At 67.8% G+C, this 25,274-nt stretch carries 25 protein-coding genes; 12 read left to right on the plus strand and 13 right to left on the minus strand.

All coding sequences use genetic code 11. From position 1 onward, the window contains the following. Window positions 1–92 precede the first annotated feature (92 nt). Complete coding sequence (locus ACIHAX_RS06675) at window positions 93–977, plus strand: helix-turn-helix domain-containing protein (protein ID WP_397276183.1); 885 nt, start codon at window positions 93–95, stop codon at window positions 975–977. After that, window positions 974–1,177, plus strand: coding sequence for a DUF397 domain-containing protein (locus tag ACIHAX_RS06680; RefSeq protein WP_397276185.1), 204 nt, complete (start codon window positions 974–976; stop codon window positions 1,175–1,177). The genes ACIHAX_RS06675 and ACIHAX_RS06680 overlap by 4 nt, the downstream gene beginning before the upstream one ends. 173 nt (window positions 1,178–1,350) lie before the next feature. Here the strand turns inward: ACIHAX_RS06680 and ACIHAX_RS06685 are convergent, their stop codons facing one another. Further along, complete coding sequence (locus ACIHAX_RS06685; RefSeq protein WP_364424788.1) at window positions 1,351–2,397, minus strand: fused (3R)-hydroxyacyl-ACP dehydratase subunits HadA/HadB; 1,047 nt, start codon at window positions 2,395–2,397, stop codon at window positions 1,351–1,353. Window positions 2,398–2,729: 332 nt separating this feature from the next. Between ACIHAX_RS06685 and ACIHAX_RS06690 the strand changes: the two genes are divergently transcribed. From ACIHAX_RS06690 to ACIHAX_RS06700, 3 genes are all read left to right on the plus strand, one after another. Next, window positions 2,730–3,254, plus strand: a complete 525-nt coding sequence (locus ACIHAX_RS06690) for a lipoprotein LpqH (protein ID WP_397075207.1) — start codon at window positions 2,730–2,732, stop codon at window positions 3,252–3,254. 93 nt (window positions 3,255–3,347) lie between these two features. Further along, complete coding sequence (locus tag ACIHAX_RS06695) at window positions 3,348–4,148, plus strand: hypothetical protein (RefSeq protein WP_379249394.1); 801 nt, start codon at window positions 3,348–3,350, stop codon at window positions 4,146–4,148. Window positions 4,149–4,351: 203 nt separating this feature from the next. Further along, window positions 4,352–6,418, plus strand: coding sequence for a PhoX family protein (locus tag ACIHAX_RS06700; RefSeq protein ID WP_397276188.1), 2,067 nt, complete (start codon window positions 4,352–4,354; stop codon window positions 6,416–6,418). A gap of 103 nt (window positions 6,419–6,521) precedes the next feature. Here the strand turns inward: ACIHAX_RS06700 and ACIHAX_RS06705 are convergent, their stop codons facing one another. Beyond that, the gene (locus tag ACIHAX_RS06705) at window positions 6,522–7,259 is read right to left on the minus strand and encodes a glycoside hydrolase family 25 protein (RefSeq protein ID WP_397276190.1); all 738 of its coding nucleotides are present in this window, start codon (window positions 7,257–7,259) and stop codon (window positions 6,522–6,524) included. Between the two features lie 73 nt (window positions 7,260–7,332). Continuing rightward, the gene (locus ACIHAX_RS06710; RefSeq protein ID WP_355071273.1) at window positions 7,333–8,670 is read right to left on the minus strand and encodes an MGH1-like glycoside hydrolase domain-containing protein; all 1,338 of its coding nucleotides are present in this window, start codon (window positions 8,668–8,670) and stop codon (window positions 7,333–7,335) included. A 228-nt stretch (window positions 8,671–8,898) separates the two neighbouring features. Here ACIHAX_RS06710 and ACIHAX_RS06715 point away from each other — a divergent pair, with 228 nt between their 5' ends. Further along, window positions 8,899–9,588, plus strand: a complete 690-nt coding sequence (locus ACIHAX_RS06715; protein WP_397276193.1) for an SDR family oxidoreductase — start codon at window positions 8,899–8,901, stop codon at window positions 9,586–9,588. Window positions 9,589–9,982: 394 nt separating this feature from the next. Next, window positions 9,983–10,756 (plus strand): polysaccharide deacetylase family protein, encoded by a 774-nt coding sequence (locus ACIHAX_RS06720; RefSeq protein WP_355072079.1) that lies wholly within the window; start codon window positions 9,983–9,985, stop codon window positions 10,754–10,756. Window positions 10,757–10,763: 7 nt separating this feature from the next. Here the strand turns inward: ACIHAX_RS06720 and leuS are convergent, their stop codons facing one another. After that, window positions 10,764–13,610, minus strand: coding sequence for a leucine--tRNA ligase (leuS, locus tag ACIHAX_RS06725; protein WP_364424782.1), 2,847 nt, complete (start codon window positions 13,608–13,610; stop codon window positions 10,764–10,766). Window positions 13,611–13,774: 164 nt separating this feature from the next. Here leuS and ACIHAX_RS06730 point away from each other — a divergent pair, with 164 nt between their 5' ends. After that, window positions 13,775–14,182, plus strand: coding sequence for an SdpI family protein (locus tag ACIHAX_RS06730; protein ID WP_379249384.1), 408 nt, complete (start codon window positions 13,775–13,777; stop codon window positions 14,180–14,182). A 112-nt stretch (window positions 14,183–14,294) separates the two neighbouring features. Here ACIHAX_RS06730 and ACIHAX_RS06735 read toward each other — a convergent pair whose 3' ends face one another. The 5 genes from ACIHAX_RS06735 to ACIHAX_RS06755 form a co-directional block, all read right to left on the minus strand. After that, complete coding sequence (locus ACIHAX_RS06735) at window positions 14,295–14,675, minus strand: hypothetical protein (RefSeq protein ID WP_355071280.1); 381 nt, start codon at window positions 14,673–14,675, stop codon at window positions 14,295–14,297. Between the two features lie 195 nt (window positions 14,676–14,870). Next, window positions 14,871–15,920 carry an aminotransferase class I/II-fold pyridoxal phosphate-dependent enzyme gene (locus tag ACIHAX_RS06740; RefSeq protein WP_397276196.1) on the minus strand — a complete coding sequence of 350 codons (1,050 nt, stop codon included), beginning with the start codon at window positions 15,918–15,920 and terminating at the stop codon, window positions 14,871–14,873. Beyond that, on the minus strand, window positions 15,917–16,951 hold the full coding sequence (locus ACIHAX_RS06745; protein ID WP_355071284.1) for a 3-oxoacyl-[acyl-carrier-protein] synthase III C-terminal domain-containing protein: 1,035 nt from the start codon (window positions 16,949–16,951) through the stop codon (window positions 15,917–15,919). Before ACIHAX_RS06745 ends, ACIHAX_RS06740 begins: the two co-directional genes overlap by 4 nt. A 7-nt stretch (window positions 16,952–16,958) precedes the next feature. Continuing rightward, entirely contained in the window at window positions 16,959–17,618 is a 660-nt protein-coding gene (locus ACIHAX_RS06750) for an SRPBCC family protein (protein WP_355071286.1), read from the minus strand. 47 nt (window positions 17,619–17,665) lie between these two features. Next, on the minus strand, window positions 17,666–19,354 hold the full coding sequence (locus ACIHAX_RS06755; protein WP_364424780.1) for a thiamine pyrophosphate-binding protein: 1,689 nt from the start codon (window positions 19,352–19,354) through the stop codon (window positions 17,666–17,668). Between the two features lie 137 nt (window positions 19,355–19,491). Here ACIHAX_RS06755 and ACIHAX_RS06760 point away from each other — a divergent pair, with 137 nt between their 5' ends. The 3 genes from ACIHAX_RS06760 (at window position 19,492) to ACIHAX_RS06770 (ending at window position 21,851) form a co-directional block, all read left to right on the plus strand. Further along, window positions 19,492–20,022, plus strand: a complete 531-nt coding sequence (locus tag ACIHAX_RS06760; protein WP_355071290.1) for an EXLDI protein — start codon at window positions 19,492–19,494, stop codon at window positions 20,020–20,022. Window positions 20,023–20,124: 102 nt separating this feature from the next. Then, entirely contained in the window at window positions 20,125–21,087 is a 963-nt protein-coding gene (locus ACIHAX_RS06765; RefSeq protein ID WP_397276199.1) for an ATP-binding cassette domain-containing protein, read from the plus strand. Continuing rightward, window positions 21,084–21,851 carry an ABC transporter permease gene (locus ACIHAX_RS06770; protein WP_355071293.1) on the plus strand — a complete coding sequence of 256 codons (768 nt, stop codon included), beginning with the start codon at window positions 21,084–21,086 and terminating at the stop codon, window positions 21,849–21,851. The genes ACIHAX_RS06765 and ACIHAX_RS06770 overlap by 4 nt, the downstream gene beginning before the upstream one ends. A gap of 59 nt (window positions 21,852–21,910) precedes the next feature. Here the strand turns inward: ACIHAX_RS06770 and ACIHAX_RS06775 are convergent, their stop codons facing one another. The 3 genes from ACIHAX_RS06775 to ACIHAX_RS06785 form a co-directional block, all read right to left on the minus strand. Continuing rightward, window positions 21,911–22,645 (minus strand): zf-HC2 domain-containing protein, encoded by a 735-nt coding sequence (locus ACIHAX_RS06775; protein WP_364424777.1) that lies wholly within the window; start codon window positions 22,643–22,645, stop codon window positions 21,911–21,913. Beyond that, window positions 22,642–23,178 (minus strand): sigma-70 family RNA polymerase sigma factor, encoded by a 537-nt coding sequence (locus ACIHAX_RS06780; protein ID WP_355071297.1) that lies wholly within the window; start codon window positions 23,176–23,178, stop codon window positions 22,642–22,644. Before ACIHAX_RS06780 ends, ACIHAX_RS06775 begins: the two co-directional genes overlap by 4 nt. Window positions 23,179–23,310: 132 nt before the next feature. Next, entirely contained in the window at window positions 23,311–23,955 is a 645-nt protein-coding gene (locus ACIHAX_RS06785; protein WP_039803016.1) for a YqgE/AlgH family protein, read from the minus strand. Window positions 23,956–24,092: 137 nt separating this feature from the next. On the opposite strand from ACIHAX_RS06785, the gene ACIHAX_RS06790 reads away from it, so the two are divergent. Continuing rightward, window positions 24,093–24,854, plus strand: coding sequence for a 1-acyl-sn-glycerol-3-phosphate acyltransferase (locus tag ACIHAX_RS06790; RefSeq protein ID WP_364424776.1), 762 nt, complete (start codon window positions 24,093–24,095; stop codon window positions 24,852–24,854). Here the strand turns inward: ACIHAX_RS06790 and ACIHAX_RS06795 are convergent. After that, the gene (locus tag ACIHAX_RS06795; protein ID WP_355071301.1) at window positions 24,848–25,159 is read right to left on the minus strand and encodes a GNAT family N-acetyltransferase; all 312 of its coding nucleotides are present in this window, start codon (window positions 25,157–25,159) and stop codon (window positions 24,848–24,850) included. The genes ACIHAX_RS06790 and ACIHAX_RS06795 overlap by 7 nt on opposite strands. Window positions 25,160–25,274 lie beyond the last annotated feature (115 nt).

Consider the following 25,274-nt stretch of genomic DNA (forward strand, 5'->3'; position numbering starts at 1 on the left):
ACTGTTTCATCGCAAACGTTTCCAAAAATCTGGCGCTGTTTTAGTTGTTGCTGCATCCTTGTTCGAGTTGCAACGCACTCCGGGAGGTAGAGATGGCAACAGATTCCACGATCGCCCGGCGGATGCTGGGCATGCAGCTGGAGACGCTGCGCGAGCGCGCCGACATCACCAGAGAGGCCGCAGCAACCGCGATCGCCTCGGCTCGGTCGACGATCTGGAAGATGGAGACCGGACAACCCGTCCGATTCAATCCGGTCCTGATCGAGCGACTGTGTCAGCTCTACAAGGCCACCGATAAGGAAACCCAGGTCGTCCTGGAACTGGTCAAGGAAACCAAAGGCGCGAAAGGTTGGTGGCAGGCATTCACCGATGACACGATCCCCAAAGACTTCAACCTGTTCGTCGGGCTCGAAGACGCCGCCAACCGGATCACGTCCTACCAGACGACGTTCTTGTCTGGCCTGCTTCAAACCGAGGACTACCGGCGAGCGCTGATCTGGGCGGAGTTCCCTAACAAGCCCGCCGAGGATATCGAACGGATGTTGCAGGTCGGCATGAAACGCCGATCGCGTCTCACCGCCGACAAGAACCCACTCGCTGCCGATATGTTCGTTGACGAGTCCGCTCTCCGACGCACGGCCGGAAGCGCCTCGGTCATGAATACCCAGCTTCAGCACCTCGCCGAGGTCGGCCAGCTGCCGAACATCTCGATACGTGTCGTGCCGGCATCGGCTGGCATCCACCGCGCGCTCCTGGTGGGCCCATTCGTTTTGCTGGAGTTCCCGCGTCACTCCACCGCAGACCTGACCGTGCCGCCGGTGGTCTATATCCAAGGCTTCCTCGGCGACCTGTACCTTGAGAAATCAGACGAGGTGCGGCAGTACCGTCAAGCCTCGGCCGAGCTGGACCGCCTGGCACTGGACGAGGCTACTAGCCGAAATCTCGTCCTTCAGGTTGCAAAGGAGTATGACCGGTGAACGTTGATCTGTCCGGCGCGGTGTGGTTCAAGAGCACCCGTAGCGGGTCAAAAGACTGTGTCGAGGTCGCGCATCTCGAAAGCGGCATGGTCGGCGTCCGTGACTCGAAGAATCCGACCGGCCCCGCACTGGTGTTCGCACCCGGCGAATGGGACGCGTTCACCGCTGGCGTGAACGACAGCGAGTTCGATCGGCCGTAGCAGTAGCACAACTGCGGCCCGGTCCGCTGTCCTGGAACGGACAGGGACCGGGCCGTTTTCGTTGAGATTCACGGCGCTATGTGGCGGTGTTTCCCGCTATCAGGTGGCTGGCAATCTGGAAGGGCATGCGGCCGGTTCAGCCGTGTATGGCCAAGCGGTCGAAGCTTGCGCGACTATGCGAGGCGCACATCCGCGGTCGCGAGGCCGAAGATCTTGCGCCCTGCGGATTTGGCGACGATGACGATGACGGCGGTCCTGGTGTCGGGGTCTAGCGACTTCACGCGCCCGGTGAACTCGACACTTCCGGCAGAGGCGGCTTCCACGATCGTGTAGTTCGAGAGCCGGACCGCGTACCTGGTCATCGCGCCTGGGTCACCGAGCCAGTCGGTAACGAAGCCTGCCCCTAAACCCATCGTGAGCATGCCGTGCGCAATCACGTCCGGAAGGCCCGCTAGCGCCGCGATGTCGTCGTGCCAGTGGATCGGGTTGGCGTCTCCAGCGACGCCGGCGTAGTTCACCAGGTCGCCCCGCGTCAGCCGCGCGATCCGTGCGGGAAGCTCGTCACCGACCGAGATGTCCTCGAAACGGATGCCGGTGCGCGGGACTCGCGTCCGGGCGGTCGTGGACTGGTGTGCGCGGGGCTCCGAAGCCGGATGTGTCACCGTCTGCCTGTCCGCCACTGCGTGGCCTGCGGTGGCGGTTCGGGAGGGCACATCGATACCGTGCATGACCACGCGCTCGATCGCGCCGCTGATGCCCGCGTCGACGTCCTCGCCGGTGATGCCGACGACGGTCGTGTGCATGACCTGCACAACCCGGCCTGTCTGGTCGGTGAAGGTGTTCTTGACGGTGAGCAGATCCTTGCCCGCTATACGGCGCACCGAAGCGAGCTCGACATCGCTGATCAGCCGGTCACCGGCCACCACCGGGTGGTGCATCTCGAAGACCTGATCGGTTTGCACGAACACGTCGTAGCCGGTGATGACACTCTCGAAAAGCTTGCGGTTGGCGAGCATCGCGGCGATCGAGATGAATGTGGTCGGCGCGACCAGGCCCGCGTACCCGAGCTCGTCGGCAGCGTCCTCGCTCCAGTGCGCGGGATGGAAGTCCTGCACGGCTCGCGCGTACTCGCGGATCTTCTCCCGACCCACCTCGTAATAGTCATCGACGCGATAGTGGTGCCCCACCTGCCCGGCCACATCGAATGTCGCTTCCACCAAGCCGCTCCTCGCTTCAGATTCCTACCAGCCGCCCAATCGGGTAATCGCAGAACCCGACTGCATCGAATGGACACCACTCTTTCACGACGCACGGCTAGGTCCGACAGGGCAAGTCGAGGATGCCGACCGTCGGTACTCCGAAGTGTTTCGTGCGTGACTCCACGTCGCTTCGTGATCAGCAGCGGGTAGTCGCACGTCCTCTACCTGCGTAAACGCCGAAAACCTGGGATCGGTAGGGCGCGAATCGTTCCTACCTTTTTCTCAACGGCCCGACAGGAGGCCGGAGGAACCGAACCAGGGGCGCCGCCCCTCGAACGACAAGGACACAGACCATGAACACCACTTCGCTCCGCATCGCCGCCGCCGCCATCGCCGCTGCCGCCGCAGTCGGCGTGCTCACCGGATGCGGTGACAGCAAGGGCAGCTCGCCCGCCGCGCCCTCCTCGGCGCAGCCTGCGGCCCCGGCGGGCAAGTCGGTCGCTTCGGTCGACGGCAAGGCCTTCGACGCGAAGTTCGACACCACCTGCGCCAAGCAGGGCGGCACCCTGGCGCTCGCGCTGACCGACATCGCGAACTCCGCCTACGGCAACCTCTCGGTGAGCGCGACCATCACCGACGCGAACACCGTGCAGGCGGTCGCGATCGCGGGCAGCAAGGGCGGCGACAACGGTCTGCCCTACGCGGTCGGCTTCGGCAACGGCATGCCGGGCGGCTCCGCCAAGGTCGTCAAGGACGGCAACACCTTCAAGGTCACCGGCGAGGGCGTGGGCGCCCCCGACTTGACCAACCCACTGGCCGGGCCGAAGACGTCGAAGTTCGACATCACCTTCGCCTGCTCGTCCATCGTCGGCGCCTGATCGCCGCATGCCCTCCGATCCGCCCCCGTCATCCTGGCGACCTACCGGGATGACGGGGCGCGGTGAAATCTCGACTCTCACAAAGGAAGCGCCATGAAGAAGATCCGTTCGACCGCCCTCGCCCTCGGCGCCGCCGCGATCGGCTACTACGTCTACCACGCCGTCACCTACGTCCCCACCAGCGAATGGGAGCCCGCCGGAATGGGTTGGCTCGGCGTCGAAATGGCGCTGCCGATCATCGCGCTCACCCTGATCCCCATCGTGTTCGCGTTCACCGGCGAAGGCATCCTGAGCGCGCTGACCGGACGCAACAGCGCGGAGTTCCGCGACGGGCTCACCGGCCTCGGCACCGTCCGATCGGTGCGGCAGACCGGCGTGACCGTCAACGACCAGCCGCAGGTCCACGTCGAGTTCAGCGTGGAAGGCTCGGACGGCAAGATCTTCCATTCCTCCGCGAAGATGATCGTGCCGCTCACCGAACTGGCCCTGCTGCGCGCCGGGGTGGTGCTGCCCGTGCGTTACCTGCCCGGTCGGACCGACAAGGTCGAGGTCGACCTGTCCGGCGACGCGGCCGCCGCGCAGCACGCGATGAACGAGTCCCTGATCCGCAAGGGCATAACCACGCGGCACAAGCTCGACATCGCCGAGCGCGGCATCGCCACCCAGGCGGTGGTGCAGTCGCTGTCGGTCACCGGCAATATCCGCGACGGACACTCCGAGGTCGAACTCGGACTGGTCGTCACCCGGCCCGATGGCTCGAGCTTCGCGACCCGCGTGACGAAGTTCCTCGCACCGGCCAGCGTCGGCCACGTGCAGGTGGGCCGGGTACTGCGGGCGCACTACCTTCCCGAGAACGAAAGCGAGGTCGTCATCGCCCTTCCGGTGAACGCCTGATGGGTGAGCCGGACGAAGCCGCCTTTCGACACCCATGCCGCGTCGATTCGAGATCATCGAATCGACGCGGCATTCGTTTGTTCCCAGCTCTGGCGGCCCGGCAATTTGAGGGTTACCTAATTGGGCGGTTGTTCACTTTGCCGTCCCTTCCGGATTGTCCGGATGGTTTACCGTGCGGCCATCGGCCAAACCCAGGAGTCACCGTGAGTCTTCAGCCACTCGCCCTTTTCGTGAAGCACGACGGACAGTCGTCGCGCGCTGCCGTGACATGTGAGTACAAGTGCGCGAACGCGTGCTTCCACGAGGCGCCGAACACCTCCTCGGGCGCCTACTTCGGTGACATCGTCAGCTCCATGAACCGGCGCGGACTGATCAAGGGCGGTGCGGCCGCCGTGCTCGCGGTGGGTGCGGGCAGCGTCCTCGCGGCCTGCGGCGACGACAGCGAGCCGACCACAGTGGGCTCCACCTCGCCCGCGGGCCCGCCCGGAACCGGCACCGACTTCGCCGCCGTCGCGCCGAACAAGGAAGACGCCGTGGTGATCCCGGACGGCTACGAGCAGTCCGTCGTGATCCGCTGGGGCGACCCGCTGTTCCCGGACGCGCCCGCCTTCGACTTCGACAAGCAGACCGCCGCCGCGCAGGCCAAGCAGTTCGGCTACAACAACGACTTCGCCGCCCTGCTGCCGATCGAGGGCCAAGCCAACAGCTACCTACTGGTGGTCAATCACGAGTACACCACCAGCCCGCACATGTTCCGCGGCTACAACAAGGACGCGCCGACCGACGAGCAGATCGCGGTCACCATGGCCGCGCACGGCTTGACCGTAGTCGAGGTGAAAGGCGAAGCCGGTTCCGGCAAGCTCGTTCCCGCCTTCGGCAAGTACAACCGCAGGATCACCGCGAGCACCGAGTTCAAGCTCACCGGTCCGGCCGCGGGCAGCGACTTCGTGAAGACTTCGGCCGATCCGACCGGCACCAAGGTGCTCGGCACCTTCGCCAACTGTTCGGGCGGCCTGACGCCGTGGGGCACCGTGCTGTCCGGCGAGGAGAACTTCCACGGCTACTTCGCCAACGCGGACAAGGTGACCGAGTCGGCCGCCGCTGCGCGGCTGAAGCGCTACGGTTTCGCCGCGGGCAAGACCACCAACCTGTGGGAGCGCGCGGACAAGCGTTTCGATCTGGCGCAGGAACCCAACGAGGCCAACCGATTCGGGTACGTCATCGAGGTGGACCCGTGGGATCCGAACTCGACGCCGATCAAGCACACCGCGATGGGCCGGGTGAAGCACGAGGCCGCCACCATCTACGTCACCAAGAACGGCGACGTCGTCTCCTACACCGGTGACGACGAGAAGTTCGACTACATGTACAAGTTCGTGTCCTCGCGCAAGATCCAGCCGGGCACCGGCGCGGCGAGCATGCGGCAGAATCTGACCATCCTGGACGCGGGCACGCTGTATGTCGCCAAGCTCGCGGGCGATCACGCGGACAAGATCGACGGCACCGGCGCCAAGCCGTCCGACAAGGGCTTCACCGGCACCGGCCAGTGGATCCCGCTGCTGGAGACCGGCGCGGACGGCAAGGGCAAGTCGCTGGTCGAGGGCATGAGCGCGGAAGAGGTGGCGGTCTTCACCCGCCTGGCCGCCGACAAGGTGGGCGCGACCAAGATGGACCGCCCGGAGGACTTCGAGGCCAACCCCTACACCGGCAAGGTGTATGTGGCGCTGACCAACAACGACAACCGCGGCGCGGACGGCAAGCAGGGTCCGGACGAGGCGAACCCGCGCAAGCTGAACAAGAACGGCCAGATCCTGGAGATCGACGACAACCACACCGGCACGACGTTCACCTGGTCGCTGCTGCTGGTCTGCGGCGATCCCGCGGCGGCCGACACCTACTTCGCCGGGTACGACAAGTCCAAGGTCAGCCCGATCTCCTGCCCGGACAACCTGGCCTTCGACCCGTACGGCAACTTGTGGATCGCCACCGACGGCAACGCGTTGAAGTCGAACGACGGATTGTTCTCCGTGGTGCTCGACGGCCCGAATCGCGGCCGGACCAAGCAATTCCTCACCGTCCCGCGCGGTGCGGAGACCTGCGGTCCGGTGGTCAGCGAGGCGCGGGTCATGGTGTGTGTGCAGCATCCCGGCGAGGCCGACGACGCCACTCCGGAGAACCCGTTGTCGCACTGGCCCGACGGTGGTACGGCCCAGCCCCGCCCCTCGGTGGTGGCGGTCTGGAAGAAGGCCGGCGGCCGCATCGGGGTCTGATACCACAGCCGCGGCACCCCCGGCCCCCTGCAACCACGGCCACCCTCCGCGGCTTTCCCGCGAGTGGAGCCGCTACTCGACTGGGCGGGTAGCGGCTCCGCTCCTACCCGCTGCCGGTGCCGCTCATGTTGGCGTAACCGGCGAAACTGCCCTGGGCGCCGCTGTAGACGTTGAGGTCGACGCGGCCCGCGATGCCCGGAATGGCGCCGCTGTCGGTGGTCTGCCAGAACGTCCAGGTGGACCAGCCGCCGGGGACCTCGGGTTGGGGGTTGCCCCGGTAGTCGGCGATCCACAGCGGGTACTCGGCGAACTCGTCGGTGTCGGCCATCGCGGTACGCCAGAAGTTGGGGTAGGTGTAGACGATCGGGACGCGGCCGGTGAGCATTTCCACGGTGTTCAGATAGCGGCGGGTCCAGTCGATCAACGCCGCGGGGCCGAGACCGCCGGTGTTCTCCAGATCCAGCACCGGCGGCAGATCGAGCGGCCCGTTCTGTCCCAGCGCCACCGCCGCGTAGAGCGCGGCCTGCGGTTCGGGGGGCAGGTTGGGCCGGGCGTAGTGGTAGGTGCCCCGAGCCATTCCGGCCGCGCGCATCAGCAGGCTGTCGGGCACGAAGTACGGGTTGACGTAGCTCAGCCCCTCGGTGGCCTTGACCATGGCGAAGTCGTGGCCGGAGCGTTTGACCGCGAACCAGTCGATCACGGTCGCGTCGGTGTGCTGCCACGAGGAGACGTCCGGACCGGTCGGCGCGGCGGTCGCGGGTAGCGTGGCGACGAGAATGCCGGACAGCGTGATCAGTGACAGCGCCGCGCCGCGGCGAGTGGTCGACCTCCAGATGTCCATGCCGCAGGACGATAGCCATTCGCTCTGGCCGTTACCAGTGTGACCACTGGGGTGTCAGAACTGTTCTGAACTTTCACCCCATCCAATCCAGTACAGACGCCGCCGTCCACGACTGCTGCATGCTGCCGAGCGGTTCGCCGGTGAACGGCTCGTAGTACTCGGCGAAGCTGCCGTCGCTGGCCTGGCGCAAGCCCTCGGCGCGCAGCATGAACGACCGCTCGGCCCAGCCGCGCCGAGCGAAGACCCAGGAGAACAGCCAGCTCATCACCGGCCACACCGGCCCGCGCCAATACTCGCGGGAACGGAAGTCCTTGGACACCGGCGAGGTCGATGGCGGCAGCGCGTAACGCAGATCCGGATGGCCGCAGAAGCGCGGGCCCTCGAACAGGCGCAGCAGAGCACGCTCGGTGTCGCGGGGGAGGCCGCCGCACAGCAGCGGCGCGAACATCGAGAGCGTCTCGGTGTTGATCCACCGCTGCAACCGCACGTCGAAATCGCGGGCCGCGCCGGTGCGGGCGTCGGCCGTCGCGACGACGCCCGCGCGGAACCGGTCGGCCCACGCGTAGAGATCGCGCACGTCGGCGTGGGGTTGCTTGTACTCCTCGCCGATATTGGCCAGCACCTCGCAGGCCAGCGCGAAGATTCCGGTGACGAACACGTCCTCGACGGCGAAGCTCATGGTCGAGGCGAGCTGATAGTCGTCATAACCCGCTCGGCGCATCTGCTCGACCAGCCACAGATAGCGGTCGTACTCGCGGTCGGTGGGGCGCTGGGTCGGATCGGAGACCACCAGCACGTCCTCACGGCGATAGGGCGGCAGATCGCCGGGAACCACGTGCTCGTAAGCGCGATCCCAGCGCGGCGAGTTGTCCATCCCGGACTCCCAGCCGTGATACAGCGTGATGCGGCCGGTCTCCTTGGGGTCGCGGGCATGCGCCAGCCAGCGGTGCCAGCGCACCAGATCCGGCCAGCGCCGGTTGAGGAACTCCTCGGCCACGGACCTGGTGCTGCGGCCGTGCCTGCGGGAATGATCCAGGATCCGCTGCACCGCGATGGCGTGCACGGGCGGCTGGGTGATCCCCGAGGTGTCCGGGCCGTCGGGCGCGTTGGCCGCCAGCTTGCGGCACTCCCAGCGGGCCGGGCCGGGGAAGTAACCGTCCACGCCGTTTGCGAAGACGATGTGCGGGATCATGCCGTTCTTCCACTGCGCGGACAGCAGGGTGTCCAGCTCGACCACGGCCCGCTCCACGCTCAGCGGCGCGAGCCCGACCGCGACGAACGCCGCGTCCCAGCTCCACATGTGCGGGTACAACCGGGGCGCCGCGCTGGTCATCGTGCCCAGGTCGTTGCCGCGCAGCAGGTAGGCAGCGCGGGCCGCGAGCTGAGTGGGGGTGAAGCCCGGATGTGCCATCCCCCTATTCTGCGATGTCACCCGCAGATATGCCCGCTCAGCGGTGTTCGTTTCGTCTCCATCAGATCGGCCTGTGGCCGCTTCGTGTTCGGCGGTTCTCACTTTCGCATGCCCCGTCCGTGATTCGCTGCTCGAGATTCTCGCCCCGAACCAGCCTGCATCGCTAGTCGTTCGTCCAGTGCTACGGGTTTTTACGCCTTCTTCACCCAGCCGGTTACGGTGGGGCCCATGACTTCCACCGCGACCACGAAACGGACCGCGTTGATCACCGGCGCCAGTCGCGGCCTCGGCGCCGCGATCGCCAGGGAGCTCGCGCCGACCCACGACCTGCTGCTCGGCGCCCGGTCGGCGGAATCGCTGCGCGGCATCCTGACGGAGTTGCCCGACGCGCGGGGCTGGCCGGTCGAGTTGACCGACTACGCCGCCGTCGCCGCGGCGGTCGAGCCGATCCGGAGCCTGAACGTGCTGGTGCACAACGCGGGCATCGCCGATCTCGGCACGATCGCGGAATCCACCGTCGAACAGTGGCGAAACACGTTGGAAGCCAACGTTATCGCGGTCGCCGAACTCACCCGGCTGCTGCTGCCCGCGCTGCGGGCGGGCCAGGGTCACGTGGTGCTGATCAACTCGGGCGCGGGGCTGCGCGCCAATGCGGGCTGGGCCTCCTACGCGGCGAGCAAGTTCGGCCTGCGCGCCTTCGGCGACGCGCTGCGCCAGGAGGAGCCGGAGCTGCGGGTGACCTCGATCCATCCGGGCCGAATCGACACCGATATGCAGCGGGCGATCATCGCGGGCGAGGGGCGCGAGTACCGGGCCGAGGACTTCCTCGCCCCCGAGACCGTGGCGTACACGGTGCGTTCCGCCATCGACACCCCGCGCGACGCGCACCCCACCGAGGTCGTGCTCCGGCCGTACTGATCCCGGAGTCACCCGGCGGCGCTCTTTCGGCCGAAGCGCTCGCTCGGCTGTCGGCGCGCACATCGCCGATGGCGTGTTCCGTCGGTACTGATCCCGTACGGGTCCGACGGCGCTGTCTCGGCCCACGCGTTCCCCTCGCGACTGTCGCACGCACGTCGCCGATCGGCTTGTCGCCCGTGCGATCGACCTGCTGATCGACGGGGAGACGGGTGGCCACCGACCTGATGACGCGCTGTAGCTCACCGCCGTGCTCTCGTCCCTGTGATTTGCTCAACAGACCACGCGGGTTCAGGTTCCCGTCAAGTTCGCTCGTTAGCGTCCGGCCCCATCCCCGAGGGTTCGTCGCGGGGAGGTTCGAGCGAGCAAGAGGGATCAGGTTGTGGACAGACGTCGCATGCTGGCGTTGCTGACAGCGGGCGCGGCGGTCGCGCTGACCGGATGCGCGGTGGCCGAGGGCGACCCGATCGACAGCGGTTCCGCGGGCGGCGTGCCCCGGCCGCCCGCACCGCCGTTGTTGCCGCCTCCGCCCGGCGGACCGAAGACGCCGATCCCGGCGGGCACGATCACCGCGCTGCCGGGGCCGGGCAGCAGCATGGCGCTCACCGTGGACGACGGAGCCAGTCCCGAGGTCGTCGGCGCCTACATCCGATTCGCCAAGGACACCGGCGCGCGGTTCACCTTCTTCGTGACCGCCTACTACGACTCGTGGGCGATCCACCGGGACGCCTTGCGGCCCTTGGTCGAATCCGGGCAGATCCAGCTCGGCAACCACACCTGGGATCACCCGGATCTGACCAAGCTGTCCGCGTCGGCCGTTGCCGGGCAGCTGGAGCGGGCGAAGACCTACCTGCGCCAGAACTTCGGGGTGGACGGCACCCCGTACTTCCGCCCGCCGTTCGGCAGGCACAACGCCACGGTCGACCGGGTGGCCGCCGACCTCGGCTACACCGTGCCCACCATGTGGTACGGCTCACTGTCCGATTCCGGTGTGATCACCGAGGAGTATCTGATCGAATGCGCGCGGCGGTATTTCCAGCCGCAGACGATCGTCATCGGGCACGCCAACGCACCCGCCGTCACCCACTGCTACGGACAGCTGGTCGACATCATCAAGGAGCGCAACCTGTCCATGGTCACGCTCGACGACGTGCTGCTCCCGCCGCGCTGACCCGCCGTCAGGCGACGATGTTCACCAGGCGCCCCGGCACCACGATCAGCTTGCGCGGCGCCTTCCCGTTGAGCAGCGCGTCGATCTTCTCGTCGGCCAGCGCCGCCGCCTCGATCGCCGCGTTGTCCGCGTCGGCCGCCACCTGAATCCGGCTGCGCACCTTGCCGTTCACCTGGATCGGGTACTCCACCGACTCCTCGACCAGCAGCGCCGGATCGGCGACCGGGAACGGGCCGTGCGCCAGCGAGGCGGTGTGACCCAGGCGGTCCCACAGCTCCTCGGCGATGTGCGGGGCCAGCGGCGCCAGCATCAGCACCAGCGGCTCCACCACCGAGCGCGGCGCGCCGTCCGGGTAGCTCTTGGTCAGGTGGTTGGTCAGCTCGATCAGCTTGGCGCCCGCCGTGTTGTCGCGCAGCGCGGCGAAATCCTCGTCCACGCCCGCGATCGTCTTGTGCAGCAGGCGCAACGTCTCCTCGCTCGCGGCGGCGTCGGTGACCCGCACCGCGCCGGTCTCCTCGTTCACCACCAGACGCCAGGCGCGCTGCAGGAACCGGTGCGCGCCGACGACGTCCTTGGTCGCCCACGGGCGCGAGGTGTCCAGCGGACCCATCGCCATCTCGTAGAAGCGGAAGGTGTCCGCGCCGTACAGATCGCACATCTCGTCCGGGGAGATGGCGTTCTTCAGTGACTTGCCGATCTTGCCGTACTCCTGGCGCACCTCGATCTCGGCGCCGGTGGGGTCGGTCCAGAAGAACTTGCCGTCGCGCTCGACCACCTCGGCGGCGGGCACGTACGCGCCGCGCTCGTCGGTGTAGGCGTGCGCCTGGATGTAGCCCTGGTTGAACAGCCGCCGGTACGGCTCGCTCGCGGACACGTCACCCAGATCGAACAGCACCTTCTGCCAGAAGCGGGCGTACAGCAGGTGCAGAACCGCGTGCTCGACGCCGCCGACGTACAGGTCGACGCCGCCCGGGTCGTTCGGCCCGCCGACGTCGGCGCGCGGGCCCAGCCAGTACGCCTCGTTCTCCTTGGCGCAGAACGTCTCGGTGTTCGTCGGGTCGGCGTAGCGGATCTCGTACCAGGAACTGCCCGCCCACTGCGGCATGACATTGGTGTCGCGGCGGTAGCGCTTCAGCCCGTCGCCGAGATCCAGTTCGACTTCCACCCAGTCGGTGGCCTTGGCCAGCGGCGGGGAGGGTTCGGAGTTCGCGTCGTCCGGATCGAAGGTCACCGGGGCGAAATCGTCCAGCTCCGGCAGCACCACCGGCAGCATGGATTCCGGCAGCGCGTGGGGTGCGCCCTGCTCGTCGTACACGATCGGGAACGGCTCGCCCCAATAGCGCTGGCGCGCGAACAACCAGTCGCGCAGCTTGTATTGGATGGTGCCCTTGCCGTGTCCGTCGGCCTCGAGCCGGGCGATCATCGCCGCTTTGGCCTCCTCGACGGACAGGCCGTCGAGGTAATCAGAGTTCACCAGCGCGCCTTCGCCCGCGTGGGCGCCCTGCTCCAGGTCGCCGCCGCTGATCACCTCGATGATCGGCAGCCCGAGGACGGACGCGAATTCCCAGTCGCGGTGGTCGTGCCCGGGAACGGCCATGATGGCGCCGGTGCCGTAGCCGCTGAGCACGTAGTCGGCGATGAAGATCGGCACGGCCGCGCCGTTGGCCGGGTTGATCGCGTGATTGCCAAGGAAGACGCCGGTCTTCTCCTTGTTCTCCTGACGCTCCAAATCCGACTTGGCCGCGATCGACTTGCGGTAGGCCGCCACGGCTTCGGCCGGTGTGGCGGCGCCCTCGTTGGTCCACCTGGGGTCGGTGCCCGCAGGCCACGCGGCGGCGGTCAGCTTGTCGACCAGCTCGTGTTCCGGCGCGAGCACCACATAGGTGGCGCCGAACAAGGTGTCGGGGCGGGTGGTGAAGACCTCGATCTGCTCGCCGTCGGCGTCGAACTTCACCTGCGCGCCCCGGGATCGTCCGATCCAGTTGCGCTGCATGGCCTTGACGTTCTCCGGCCAGTCCAGCCGGTCCAGGTCGTCGACCAGGCGATCGGAATAGGCGGTGATGCGCATCATCCACTGCCGCAAGTGCTTACGGAACACCGGGAAGTTGCCGCGCTCGCTGCGACCGTCGGCGGTGACCTCCTCGTTCGCCAGCACGGTACCCAGGCCAGGGCACCAGTTGACCATCGAATCGGTCTGGTACACCAGGCGATACGAATCCAGCAGCGCGCCGCGCTCGGCGGGCGGCATCGTGTCCCAGGACTTGCCCTCCGGCACGGCCCGTGCGCCGGACGCGAACTCGGCCGCCAGCTCGGCGATCGGGCGGGCCCGGTTCAGCTCCGTGTCGTACCAAGCGTTGTAGATCCGCAGGAAGATCCACTGTGTCCAGCGGTAGTACTCCGGATCGGTGGTCGCGAACGAGCGACGCCGGTCGTGGCCGAGCCCGAGGCGGTCCAGCTGACGCTGCATGGTGGCGATATTCGACTCGGTGGTGTCGCGCGGGTGCGCGCCGGTCTGTACCGCGTACTGCTCGGCGGGCAGGCCGAACGCGTCGTAGCCGAGGGCGTGCAGCACGTTGCGCCCGTGCATGCGGTGGTAGCGGGCGAAGACGTCCGTGGCGATGTAGCCGAGCGGATGTCCGACGTGCAGGCCCGCGCCCGACGGGTACGGGAACATGTCCTGGATGAACAGCTTGTCGGCCGGTGTCGGACCGGCCAGCGGTCCCACCGGGTTCGGCGCGTGGAAGGTTCCGCGTTCGTCCCACGTCCGCTGCCACCGGCTCTCGATGCGGCCGGCAAGCTCCGCGTTGTACCGGTGCTCAGGTACATCGCTTTCGGTTGCGCGTGTGTCTTGCACGGTCCTGCCTTCTTGTGGTCGCCGATCCCCGACAAACTTCGTCTATCAGGGTAGAACGTCGCATCGGCAGGACCGAAAATCGGGCTGGCCTGCGGTTGCGGCCGGGTTCGCCGGACGAGGCGCCCGTCGGCGGGCGCGGGGCAACGATGCGCTAGCCTGCATGGGTGTTCGTCGTCGCTCTCGTCCTGTTCGTGCTGGCTGTCGTGGCCGTCACAACCGGAGCACTCGGGCTGACCGGCCGGTTGCCCCGGAATCGTTTCTTCGGTGTCCACACCGAGGCCGCGCTGTCCACGGACGAGACGTTCCGCGTCGCCAACCGGGTCGCCGCTCCCACCTCGATCGCGGCCGGGGCGCTGCTGTTCGCCGGTGGTCTCGTCGGGCTGGTCGCGGGCGGCTTCGTCGCGCTGGCCGTCGCGGCCTGCGCTGCCGTCGTCGCCCTGTTCACCCTCGGCGCCGGTGCGAACGCCGCCGCGCAGGCGGCCGAAGCCATCGCCCCGCCGCCGCAGACCGGTGGTTGCGGCAACTCCTGTGGCGCCTGCTCGCTCCGCGACGCCTGCCAGCCCGCGAGCTGAGGCCCATCACCCCGCGTCCGCGCACTGCGCGATGTCTGTCGGCCATGAGTCGAGGCCGATGGCCCGCGTCCGCCCACTCCGCGACGCCTGCCGATCCGCGAGCTGAGGCCCATCACCCCGCGTCGGCGCACTCCGGCGGCGGGACGCTGCGCGACAACGGACTGTCGACCGGCGTGAAGTAGAGCACACACAGCAATACCGGCACCGTTCCGAGATTGCGCGCCACGTGCGGGTAGCGCGGCCCGCTCGGTTCCCGGAAGATCCGCGGGCGCCGGTAGGTGACCGGCGCGCAGTCCGCACCGGGATGATCCAGCGTCCCCCGCGCGACCAGCACGAACAATGTCCCGTCGTGGTAGTGCCACCCGCTGCTGCCACCCGGCTCGATGAGCGTCTGGCGCAGCACGACCGCCCACCGTCCCAGAGCGAACCGGAACAGGACCCTACTGGCCGTCCCATGAGCGGGCGCCGCGTTCACCTCGAAATCGGACCACACGCTTCGATCGAACCACTCTCCGCGCCGGGGTCCACTCGATCCGGCCGAGACACGTGCGCCGCGCTCGGCGATCCGATGCGGGGCGACATCAGCAACGACCGGTCTCCGGACTGCGAACCGCAAGCGGGACGCGAACGCACACGCTTCCCGCATGGCGGGCGTGCGCAGCACGCCCGCTCTGGGTAGCAACTCCGATCAGGTCGTCACGCGCGGTGGATCGGCGGTGAGGGCCTGGAGTACCGCGTCGTCGGACGCCGGGTCGCCGACGGCGATGCGTGCGCTGCCGTCGGCGTAGGACTTCGCGGCTATGCCCGCGCGCCGCAGCGCCGTGTTCGCACCAGGACCGGGTACGTACAGGAAGTTCGCGTGGCTTTCCGGTATCGCGAATCCATGAGCCAGTAGTGCGCTGCGGAGTGCGTCGCGCCTTTCGGCGATGCGCAGGGTGCGCGCGGCGAGTTCGGGTGCGGCGGCGTACGAGGCGGCGACCGCGGCCACCGCCGCCGCGCTCATCCCGAAGGGCAATTGCAGTGTGCCGATTCGCGCGATCAACTCGGCCCGGCCGAAGGCGTAGCCGATACGCAGCCCGGCCAAGCCGTACGCTTTCGAAAAGGTACGTAGCACAACAAGGTTGGGATGCTTCGCGATCAGCGCCCGTGGGTCGACGTATGCGGTGGCGCCGAGGAATTCGACGTACGCCTCGTCCAGAACGACCGGGACCCGGCTGGGAACGTCGGACAGGAATGCCTTCAGCTCGTCGGCCGGGATGACCGTTCCGGTGGGATTGTGCGGACGGCACACCACGATCAGCGCGGTGCGACGGTCGACTGCCCGCCGCATCGCCCGCAGATCCTGGTTCCCCGCCGAATCCAGCGGCACCGGCACCGCGGTGACGCCGGCCATCTCGGCCATGATCGGATACCCGTCGAACGTCGGTGCGCTGTAGACGATCTCGTCTCCCGGCGTGGTCAGGGTCTGCAGGATCTGCAGTGCCACGCCGGTCGCCCCCGACCCGACCACCACTTGGTCCGCCCCTACACCGAGGTGCTGGGCGATCAGCGTCGGCAGGCGGCGCGGCAGGAACTCCGGGTATCGATTGGCCTGAGCCAGCGTCATGTGCACGGCTCGCAACACCGAAGGCAGCGGCGGGAACGGATTCTCGCTCAGAGCGAGGTCGAAGCGGGGTGGCACCCGGTGCGTCCGGTACCGGTGCGACGGTCGGGTGCCGTCGACGACGCGCACGCTCATCGCGCGGCTCCCCAGCGGACGGCGGCCGCGCCCGCGAAGTCGCCCGCGTGCGCGAACGCCGACATCAGGACCAGCGATCCGTTGGGCAGCCGTCCCGCCCGGTTCTCCACGTCCAGGGTCACCGGGATGCCAGCGGCGAACAGGTTTCCGCAGGAATCGAAGGTGTCGGGGTGACGGTGCGGCGGGAGCTCCAGCGCGTCGTGCCAGTTGCGCAGGAACAGCCGGTTCGGCTGGTTGGTGACGAACGTGTCGACGTCGCGTCCCCGCACGCCGATCCGGTCGCACACCGCCAGGGCGACTTCCGGAACGAGCCGATTGCCCCTGGCGAACACCTTGGTGATCTTGGACTCGGTGAAGCTGACGCAGCCCTGGCCCTCGCCCGGCTCCCAGTACTTGCGCTCGCCGTTGGTGGAGAAGTCCATGTCGCCGGCGAATTCGGGATAGGTCCGGCATTCGATGTCGAGAATCGGCGCGCTGTCGTCCTTGCGGAGCAGTCCGACACCGCAGCCGTCACCGGGCACCGGAGCCTGCGCCAGCTTGCGGATATCGGTCTGGGTGAACACCGGTCCCGCGCAGTTCTGGGTCGCCGCGATCAGCGCGGTGCGGGCGGGCGTGGTCTGCAGGATCATCCGGGCCATCGCCATCATGTGCACGAACGCCGCACACCCGCCGTTGTGCACGTCGTAGACGTACGAGGGACGGATGCCGAGCCGTCGCGCCACCTCGGGCCCGCAGCCGAGCACCGGATTGTCCGGCAGTTGGGTGTGCGTGATCAAGACGTCGACCTCGGCGATCGCGTCGGCGCCGTTGCGTTCGATCAGCGGTGCGACGGCGCGCTCGACCATGTCCACCGCGGTCTCGTCGCGCGCGACGTGGTGGCGGCCCTTGGGCGAGCGGAACATGACGTTCTTCGCCATCCGGTCCGAGCGCGAGAACTGGGTGAAGTACTCGGTGCCGACCGGCTCGCCCGGTAGGTACGAGGCCACGTCGACGAGACTGACCTCAGGGAGATGTTGTTGCGTGGTGGTCACTCGAGCCTCACTTCATCCAGTCGGGCTTGATCGGCAGGCCGTGCGCGGCCCGGTACTCGCAGATGGCTTTGAGGTTGTCCATCTCCAGCTGATGCCCCGCCGAGAACATCTCCCAGAAGTCGCCGACCCACACCGGCCGGTTCGGGGGAGCGGACTCCGGGTACGGGTTGTCGTCGTAGAAGGGGTGCTTGCAGTTGACCCACAACACCACCGAACCCGGCTTGTGGAACACCAATTGCGCGTCGACCACGCGCAGCAGGTAGATCATCCACAGGTGTTGTCCCTGGTCCCAGGCACAGTGGTAGTCGACGGTCATGGCGTCGGGGTTGGCGACGGTGCGGGTGAAGATCTCGGTCTCCGAGCCCAGCCGGTCATAGGCCAGCCAGAGTCCGGGTTCGTCGGTCTCCACGAACCCGCGCAGGCTGTAGGTCCACTCCTCCAGCGACCTGGTGTCGGCGAGGTATTCGTAGACCTCGCGCGGCGGCGCGTCGATGTACGCCTGCACCGGACAGTATTCGCCGAAGATCTGCTCGTGCGGATACACCGACCGCAGCATGTCCATGATGATCGGCGTGGTCGCGTCTTTGTCGGAGTTCTCGATGCGGAGCACGCCGGGCACGGCCTGTTCCGGGATATCGCTGAGGGCGGGGAGGGAACTGGTGGTCACGGTGATACTCCTTCGGGTAGGCGTCGGCGGGCGCCGCCGCGTGGGGTTCATCGAAGATCGCGGGATTGCTCCACGGCGTTAATGAAGGGCAGGAACGGAGGAATCTCGTCGGGATCGCATTCGATCGAAAGGAACGACGGTCCTTCGGTTTCCAGGCAGCGACGCAGTGTGGCGGCAAGCTCGCCGACGGTGCGCACCGAGAACGCGGGCAGACCGGGGAACATCGCGGCGATGCCCGCGCCGAGGTCGGCCGGGCGGAATCGGTTGAAGCTGTACCGGTCCTGGTAATACAGCTGCTCCCTGGTCACGCACATGGCGTGCGCGTTGTTGTTCAACACGACGAAGGTGACCGGAAGGGCGTGCTCGATCGCGGTGTGCAACTCCATGCCGTGCATGTAGAACGAGCCGTCACCCGCGATGACCACCGTCCGCCGGACACCGTCGGTCCGCGCATGCCGCGCGAACGCGGACCCGATGCCCGCGCCGAAGGCGTAACCCATTCCGCCCATCCCGAGGGCGACCACGAACCGCCCGTCCCGCGGCACCCTGAGGTGGTGCACGACCGACGCGCCGGTGTTGCCCGCGTCGGCGAACACGTCGGTGCCCTCCGGCAATGCGGCATCGATCGCCTCGACCACATCCCGGTACCGCAGACCGGGGCCCGAGGAGTCGGGCACCCGCAGCGAAGTCAGCGGTTGCGTCGCGTGCACGCGTTCGGATCCGGTACTGCCGTCGTCCAATTCGTCGGCGAGCTCGGCGAGTGTTCGCGACAGATCGGTACTGGTCGCATGGATGGCGGGCAGATACGGTGGCGCCACGCCGATGCTCGCGACCGTTCGCTCGGCGAGCGCGGCCTCCGAGCCGGCGCGGGTGGTGACCGGCAATCGGGTGCCGACCAGCAAGCACAGGGCCGAGGACCGGATGGCCGCCGCCAGTTCCGGGTGCCCCATGGTGCCCGCGACGCCGCAGAAGGCGGGATCGGCATTGTCGTAGACGTCCTTCGCGTCCGGCGCGACGCCCACCGCGGCATCCAAGGCGGTGGCGAGGCGGGCAAGCTCGTCGCGCGCGTCGTCGCGCGCGACCTGATCGCCCGCGATGATCACGATCTTCCCGGTGTGCCGGGCCGTGGCGAGCGCGGCGCGAACACGAGCGAGTCCGGCCCGGTCGGACCGATGTGTCCTGGCGGCGGGACAGAGCGGCGCGATAGGGCCCGCGTCGGCCTGCTGCACGTCTTTGGGCAGCAGCAGCACCGCCGGGCCGCCCCGGCGGGCGGCCTGCACCGCTCTATCCAGCCGATCCGCCAGGTCGGCAGCGGTTTCCACCCGCGCGCAATAGGTGCTGACCGCGCCGAACAGACGGACCGCATCGATGGCGCCCGCGCGTCCGCTGGTGTCCTGGAAGGCGCCGTTGCCCTCCAGCGCGGTCGGGGGCTGCCCGACCAGGGCGAGTACCGGTACCCGCGACGCGAACGATTCGGCGAGCCCGGCGACGAGATTCATCGCGCCGCCGCCGGAGGTCGCCGCGACCACGCCCAATCCGCCTGTGCCACGGGCATATCCGTCGGCCATGGTCGCCGCGGAGAACTCGTGTTTCGCGACCACGCCGGTGACGTGGTCCGGCGCATCGAAGATCGCGTCGTACAGGTCCTCGATATTGGCGCCGTCCACTCCGAAGATGTGGCGCACGCCCAACGCCGAAACCGCTTGCACCAGATGGTCCACGACTCGAGTCCGCATCCGCACTCCCTTCCGCTGACGAAATTTCGACTGCGTACACGAGTGATACGGACCTGGTCGCCGAACGGTTCAACGGCGGATCAGAAGATGTGCCGACCAACCTTGCGTGTACGTATACATCTACGTATAGTTGGGACATGCCCAACAAGACGATCTACGTGGCCGATGACGACCTCCCGCTCTTCCAGCGCGCGCAGGAGTTGGTCGGCGGCAACCTCTCGGGGGCGGTGGTCACGGCGCTGCGCCGGTTCATCGAACTCGAGGAGGGGCGGCTGGAGGGCTATGACGAGATCGTGCTCAAGGTCGGTCGCGATGGTGTGCGACAGGTCCGCTTCTCCGGGACCCTGCTAGGGGAGTGGCACGAGGTGAACGATACGCGCATCGAGCACGTCCAGGTGTATCGCAGCCGCAAGGGCAAATTCGTGATGCACGCCCAGTATTCGAACTGGGACGAGTATCCCGCCGAGGCGGGCACGAATTGGCTCAAGGACTGGCGAGACCCGAAAAGCTGGCGGCGTTTGCTCGGCGTCGGGCAGCAGGACTGGGGTGACTTCATCTTCGTCGTGGTGGATTCCCTCGACGAGTTGAAGGACCGACTGCCCGACAAGCTCTACCGGCGGGTGGTCGACGTGGCCGAAGGGCCGAAGATCGAGGACCTGGATATCTAACCGCCGCAACCGAATCGACTGACGCCGCGCCCCAAAAGGGTGCGGTGTGGATAACACATGCCCATATGCGCATAGTGAAATGTATGTCAGAAAGGAAAGACCATGGTGAACGGCCATCGCGTGCCCGCCGTCTCGGTGCGCGGCCTGCGGAAATCGTTCGGCGAGCAAGTCGTGCTCGACGGGATAGACCTCACCGTCCCGGAGGGAACGGTCTTCTCGCTGCTCGGGCCGAACGGCGCGGGCAAGACCACCACCGTGCGGATCCTGACCACACTGATCCCTCCCGACGCGGGCGAAATCCGGGTGGGCGGCCATGATCTCACCGCCGAGCGCAAGCAGGTGCGCGCGCAGATCGGCGTGACCGGGCAGTTCTCGGCGGTCGACGAACTGCTCACCGGCCGGGAGAACCTGCTGCTGATGGGCGATCTGCATCATCTGTCCCGGCGGGACAACCGCAGGCTGGCGGCGGATCTGCTGGAGCGCTTCGACTTGGTCGACGCGGCGGACAAGACGGCGTCCACCTATTCCGGCGGCATGACCAGGCGCCTCGATCTGGCCATGACGCTGGTCGGCGATCCGCGCATCATCTTCCTCGACGAGCCGACCACCGGGCTCGATCCACGCAGCAGGCGCGCGATCTGGGACATCATCCGCGGGCTGGTCGACGATTACCGCGTCACGGTCTTCCTCACCACCCAGTATCTGGAGGAGGCCGACCAGCTCGCCGACCGCATCGCGGTGCTCGATCGGGGCAAGCTCGTCGCCGAAGGCACCGCGGCGGAGTTGAAGCGGCTGGTGCCGGGCGGCCACATCCGTCTGGAATTCGCCGATCGAGCCGCCTTGACCGCGGCGGCCGACGCGCTCGGCGCCGCGCCGGACGACGACGAGGACCTCACCCTCGCGGTGCCCAGCGACGGCGGCGTGAAGTCCCTGCGCGCCGTGCTGGACCGGCTCGACGACGAGCGAATCGAGGTCGAGGGCCTCGCCGTGCACACCCCCAACCTCGACGACGTCTTCCTCACCCTCACCGGCCACCCCACGACCGAAAAGGAACCCGTGCGATGAGCATGTCCTACGCCCTCGCCGACTCGGCGACCATGCTGCGGCGCAATCTCGTGCGTGCCAAGCGCTATCCGAGCATGACCTTCGGCGTCATCGTGATGCCGACGGTGCTGTTGCTGGTGTTCAACTTCGTCTTCGGTGGCGCGCTGGAGAAGTCGTCCGGCGGAAACTACATCGACTATCTCGCGCCGGGCATGCTGCTGATGATTCCGGCGTACATGACGGTCTCGGTCGCGGTGGCGGTCGCCACCGACACGACCAAGGGCATCGTGAACCGGTTCCGCACCATGGACATCGCGCAGTCGGCCATGCTGACCGGTCACGTGGTCGGCGCGCTGATCCAGGCGTTGATCGGCATCGCCGCGATGGCGGGCGTCGCACTGCTCATCGGCTTCCGCCCGAACGCGAACCCGGTCGAGTGGCTCGCCGTGTTCGCGCTGCTCGCGTCGGTGATGTTCGCGCTCACCTGGCTGTCGGTGGCGCTCGGCCTGCTCGCGCCGACCCCTGAGAGCGCCAGCAACTCGCCCTTTCCGCTGGTGATGCTGCCGTTCCTCGGCAGCGGCCTGGTCGCCACCGACACCATGCCCGCCGGGTTGCGTCAGTTCGCCGAATACCAGCCCTTCACGCCGTTCACCGAGACCATCCGCGGCCTGCTGATGGGTACCGAGATCGGCGCCAACGGGATCATCTCGCTCGCCTGGTGCGTCGGGCTCGCGGCGGTCGGGTACCTGTGGTCGTCCTCGATCTTCCGGCGGCAGACGCGCTGAACCGGTCGCCGACGCAGAGATCCCCCGTGGGCAGCGCCTGGCGGGGGATCGCTCGTCGCTCAGACCGTGCCGGTGAGCAGAACCTTTCCGGTATTCGCCGCGCGGATGTCGACCGAGCGGATCTGGTCGGGCGGGCCCTCGATGGTCTGATCGATGGTCAGCTCGGTGCCGGGGCTCGCGGGCCACTGGCCGAGCTGCTGCTGCAGACCGTTGATCCGGGTGGCGTACAGCACGAGATTCGGGTTGTAGGGCAATGGCTCGCCGGGGGGATAGCTGCAGGTCATCACGAGTCGCGTCTGGTCACCCGCCGGGATGAGCTTGAAGCTCGCCGAGACCGGAGTCGGCTCGACCGGCGTCATCTGACGTTCGGCGAACGCCTGCTCGCTGGTGCCCGGCCCCGGCGCGTTGTGCGTTCCGGACACCGTGACCGCGATCGGAACCGCGATCGCCACCGCGGCCGCGGCCGAGGCCAGCGCGATGCCGACCGACGCCCACCCGCTGCGGCGGCGCCGCCGCTCGGCCGCGTCGGCCAACCGCGATGGCGGCGGGAACTCGGGCATCGGCGGCGGCGGTGGTTCCGGCGCGGCGTGCGCGGGCGGCTCGATCATCGTCGTCGCGATGTCGGCATCCACGAGGGCGAGCATGCCGGGCAAGCCCGCCAGCTCGGCCACGGACGCCCGACAGTCGGGGCAGCTCGAGAGATGGCTCTCGTACTGCAAACGCTCGTGGCGGGTCAGGGACCCGAGCACGTACGGGGCGTCCCACGTGCTGAAATCGTCGGTGATATCTGTCACTGGTTTGTCACCCCCATCTCCTGTAATGCCAGGCGCAATGCGCGCATGCCGTAGTGCATCCGGGACTTCACCGTGCCCGCGGGGACGTCGAGTTCCTCGGCGATCTGGTGGGTCGACAGTCCCCGGTAGTAGGCCCGCACGATCACCTCGCGATGATCGGCGCTGAGCCTGCCGAGCGCGTCGGCGACCAGCCAGCCGTCCAGCGCGCGGTCGGACTGGTCCGGGGTCGCCCGCTCGGGCGGGTTGTCGGTGCGGAATTCGCGCCTGCTGCGGGCGCTGCGGTGCTCATCCACGGCGAGATTGCGCGCCACGGTGAACAACCACGCCCGCGCCGACGTGGTGGACTGATCCAAGACGTTCGGGCGTTGCCATGCTCGCAGCAACGTTTCCTGCACGATGTCCTCTGCCCGTCCCGGGTCCCGAACCAGGCCGAGCGTGTACCGCCACAACGGGGTGGCGTGTTCGCGATAGAGAGCCCGCATCAATTCGGATTGATCGTCGGGCTGTCCCGTCTCGCCACGTTTCTTGCGCACAACTGGATACCTCTCCGCTCGAGTTGCGGGGCCGGTCGGTGGGCGCACCCGATGCGTCACCCATGCTTTCGCCGGTTCAGTTGTCGTGTCTCATGCCGTGTCTCCTTCGATCCTTTCGAGGAGTACACGTGCTCAGTTGCGTTCGAGTTCAATCGGGTGTGTCGCGAGCAGGGACAGCGGGAGCGGCTGGCGGCGCAGCACGTGCGCCCACAGGTCGGGGCGGCCGGTGCTGATCGGATCGGACGGCAGGGCCGATACCACGATCCAGTCGTCGTTCTCCAACTCGCCCTCCAGCTGCCCGAAGGTCCAGCCGGCGTAACCCGCGAAGATCCGGATGCCCTCGACCAGTGGGCCGACCCGCTCGGGGTCGGCGTCCAGGTCGACCAGCACGACGCGTCCGTCGATGCGGCGCAGCCCGGGGACACCATCGATCCGGGCGCCCACCCGGACCGTGCCCAGGCACAGCGCGGCGTCCCGTTTCACCGGGCCGCCGATGAACAGCGTGCGTGGGGCCGCGACCGCGTCGGTCCAGCGCGGCAGCACCTCGTGCACGGCCGTGTCGCTCGGGCGGTTCAGCACGACACCGAGACTGCCCGCCTCGTTGTGCTCGATGATGTAGACGACGGTGCGCCGGAAGGTCGGCTCGACCAGTTCGGTGGCCGACACCAGCAGCGTCCCGGCACGAACCACCTGCTCACCGTGCCGGAAATCGCGTCGCCTGCGGTCGCCGTGCCCGCCGCGAGTCTTCCGATCGTCCGGGTCTTCTGCGCGTGCCACTCCGACATCATCGCAGCTGTTCGCCCACAATGCGCCTTCTGCGGCCCACTTGTGTGTTCCGGATTTGCCGAACGGGTCGCGGACCGGGCGCCGGACGTCACGTTGCGCCACCGCCGCCACATCGTAGAGTCCACGTCATGGAACTGCCCGAGGTGCGCCTCGAGAACAACGACGCCGTGTACGACTTCTATCGCGAGCACCGTCAGAACCGTCTGAAGGCATGGGGTGCGTACGCCATTCTCGCCCGCCGCTACCATCCGCGCGTCACCTACGCCGAGGGCGCGCGCGAAGCGCTCCGCACGGTGATCAGGCAGAACAGGCCGCTGCTGATCGCGATCAACCACCTTTCCGAGAGCGATCCGTACACCGTGGCGGCGGCCGCGTGGCGCAGCGGACTACGCCGGGTGATCGGCCGGGTGCGCGTGCTGGCCAAGGACGAACTGTTCGCCGACCCCGATCAGCGGCGCAAGATCGACATGATGGGCGGCATCCCGGTGTTCCGCGGCAAGGATCACGGCATTCGCGCGGTGAACGCCGCGGGACAACTCATGATGGACGTCTGCGCGGAGCGGATGGCCCGTGGCGACGGCATCGCGGTGTTCCCCGAGGGCACCTGCAACGACGTGGACCCCTCCCGCGTGCAGGCGGTTGGCAGCGGCATCGGGCACATCGCCTTCCGGGCGATGAAACTCGGCGCCGAGCCCGTGCTGGTGTCGATGGCGCTGAGCTACGGTCCGCGCACGGACCCGGCGGTGCAGCCGACGAAAGAGGAGGCCAAGGGAGCCAGCTTCTACTTCAATGTCCCGGTGCTCGATTTGCCGCCCCGGCCCGGCGACATCGCCCGGCTGGTGCGCACCGATCTGCAACAGGCGCTCGACGGCGCTGTCGCGGCCTACTGAGGCAGGTTCAGCCGGTCGCGCGCCCAGTGCGGCACCATCACCAGGTATTCGGGGCGGGTCTCGATGAAATGGTGGACCGCCCGGCACATGGGCAGCGCGCCGAGCTTGTCGTCGCGGGTGCTGTCGAGCGCGGTCTCGATCAACAGCCGCGCATAGCCCTGCCCCTCGTAGCGCGGATAGATCTCGGTGTGCACGAACGCGCGCTCGGAGGCCGTGTCCTGGTATTCGGCGTAGCCGGCGATCGCACCGTCGACGTAGATCTCGAAACGTTCCAGTGCGGTGTTGTTGCTGACCTCGGTCGACATGGCTCGACGCTACTCTGTGCGCCGGTGTCCCGGTAAATCACGCACGCGGCGGGGCGGAATCCCGCCACCGACTTGTCTGTCCGGGCGGGCCTGCGCAGAATGCTCTTGGTCGGGT

This window comes from Nocardia sp. NPDC051929 (genome assembly GCF_044548645.1).
In the GTDB taxonomy this organism is placed as follows: Bacteria; Actinomycetota; Actinomycetes; order Mycobacteriales; family Mycobacteriaceae; genus Nocardia; species Nocardia sichangensis.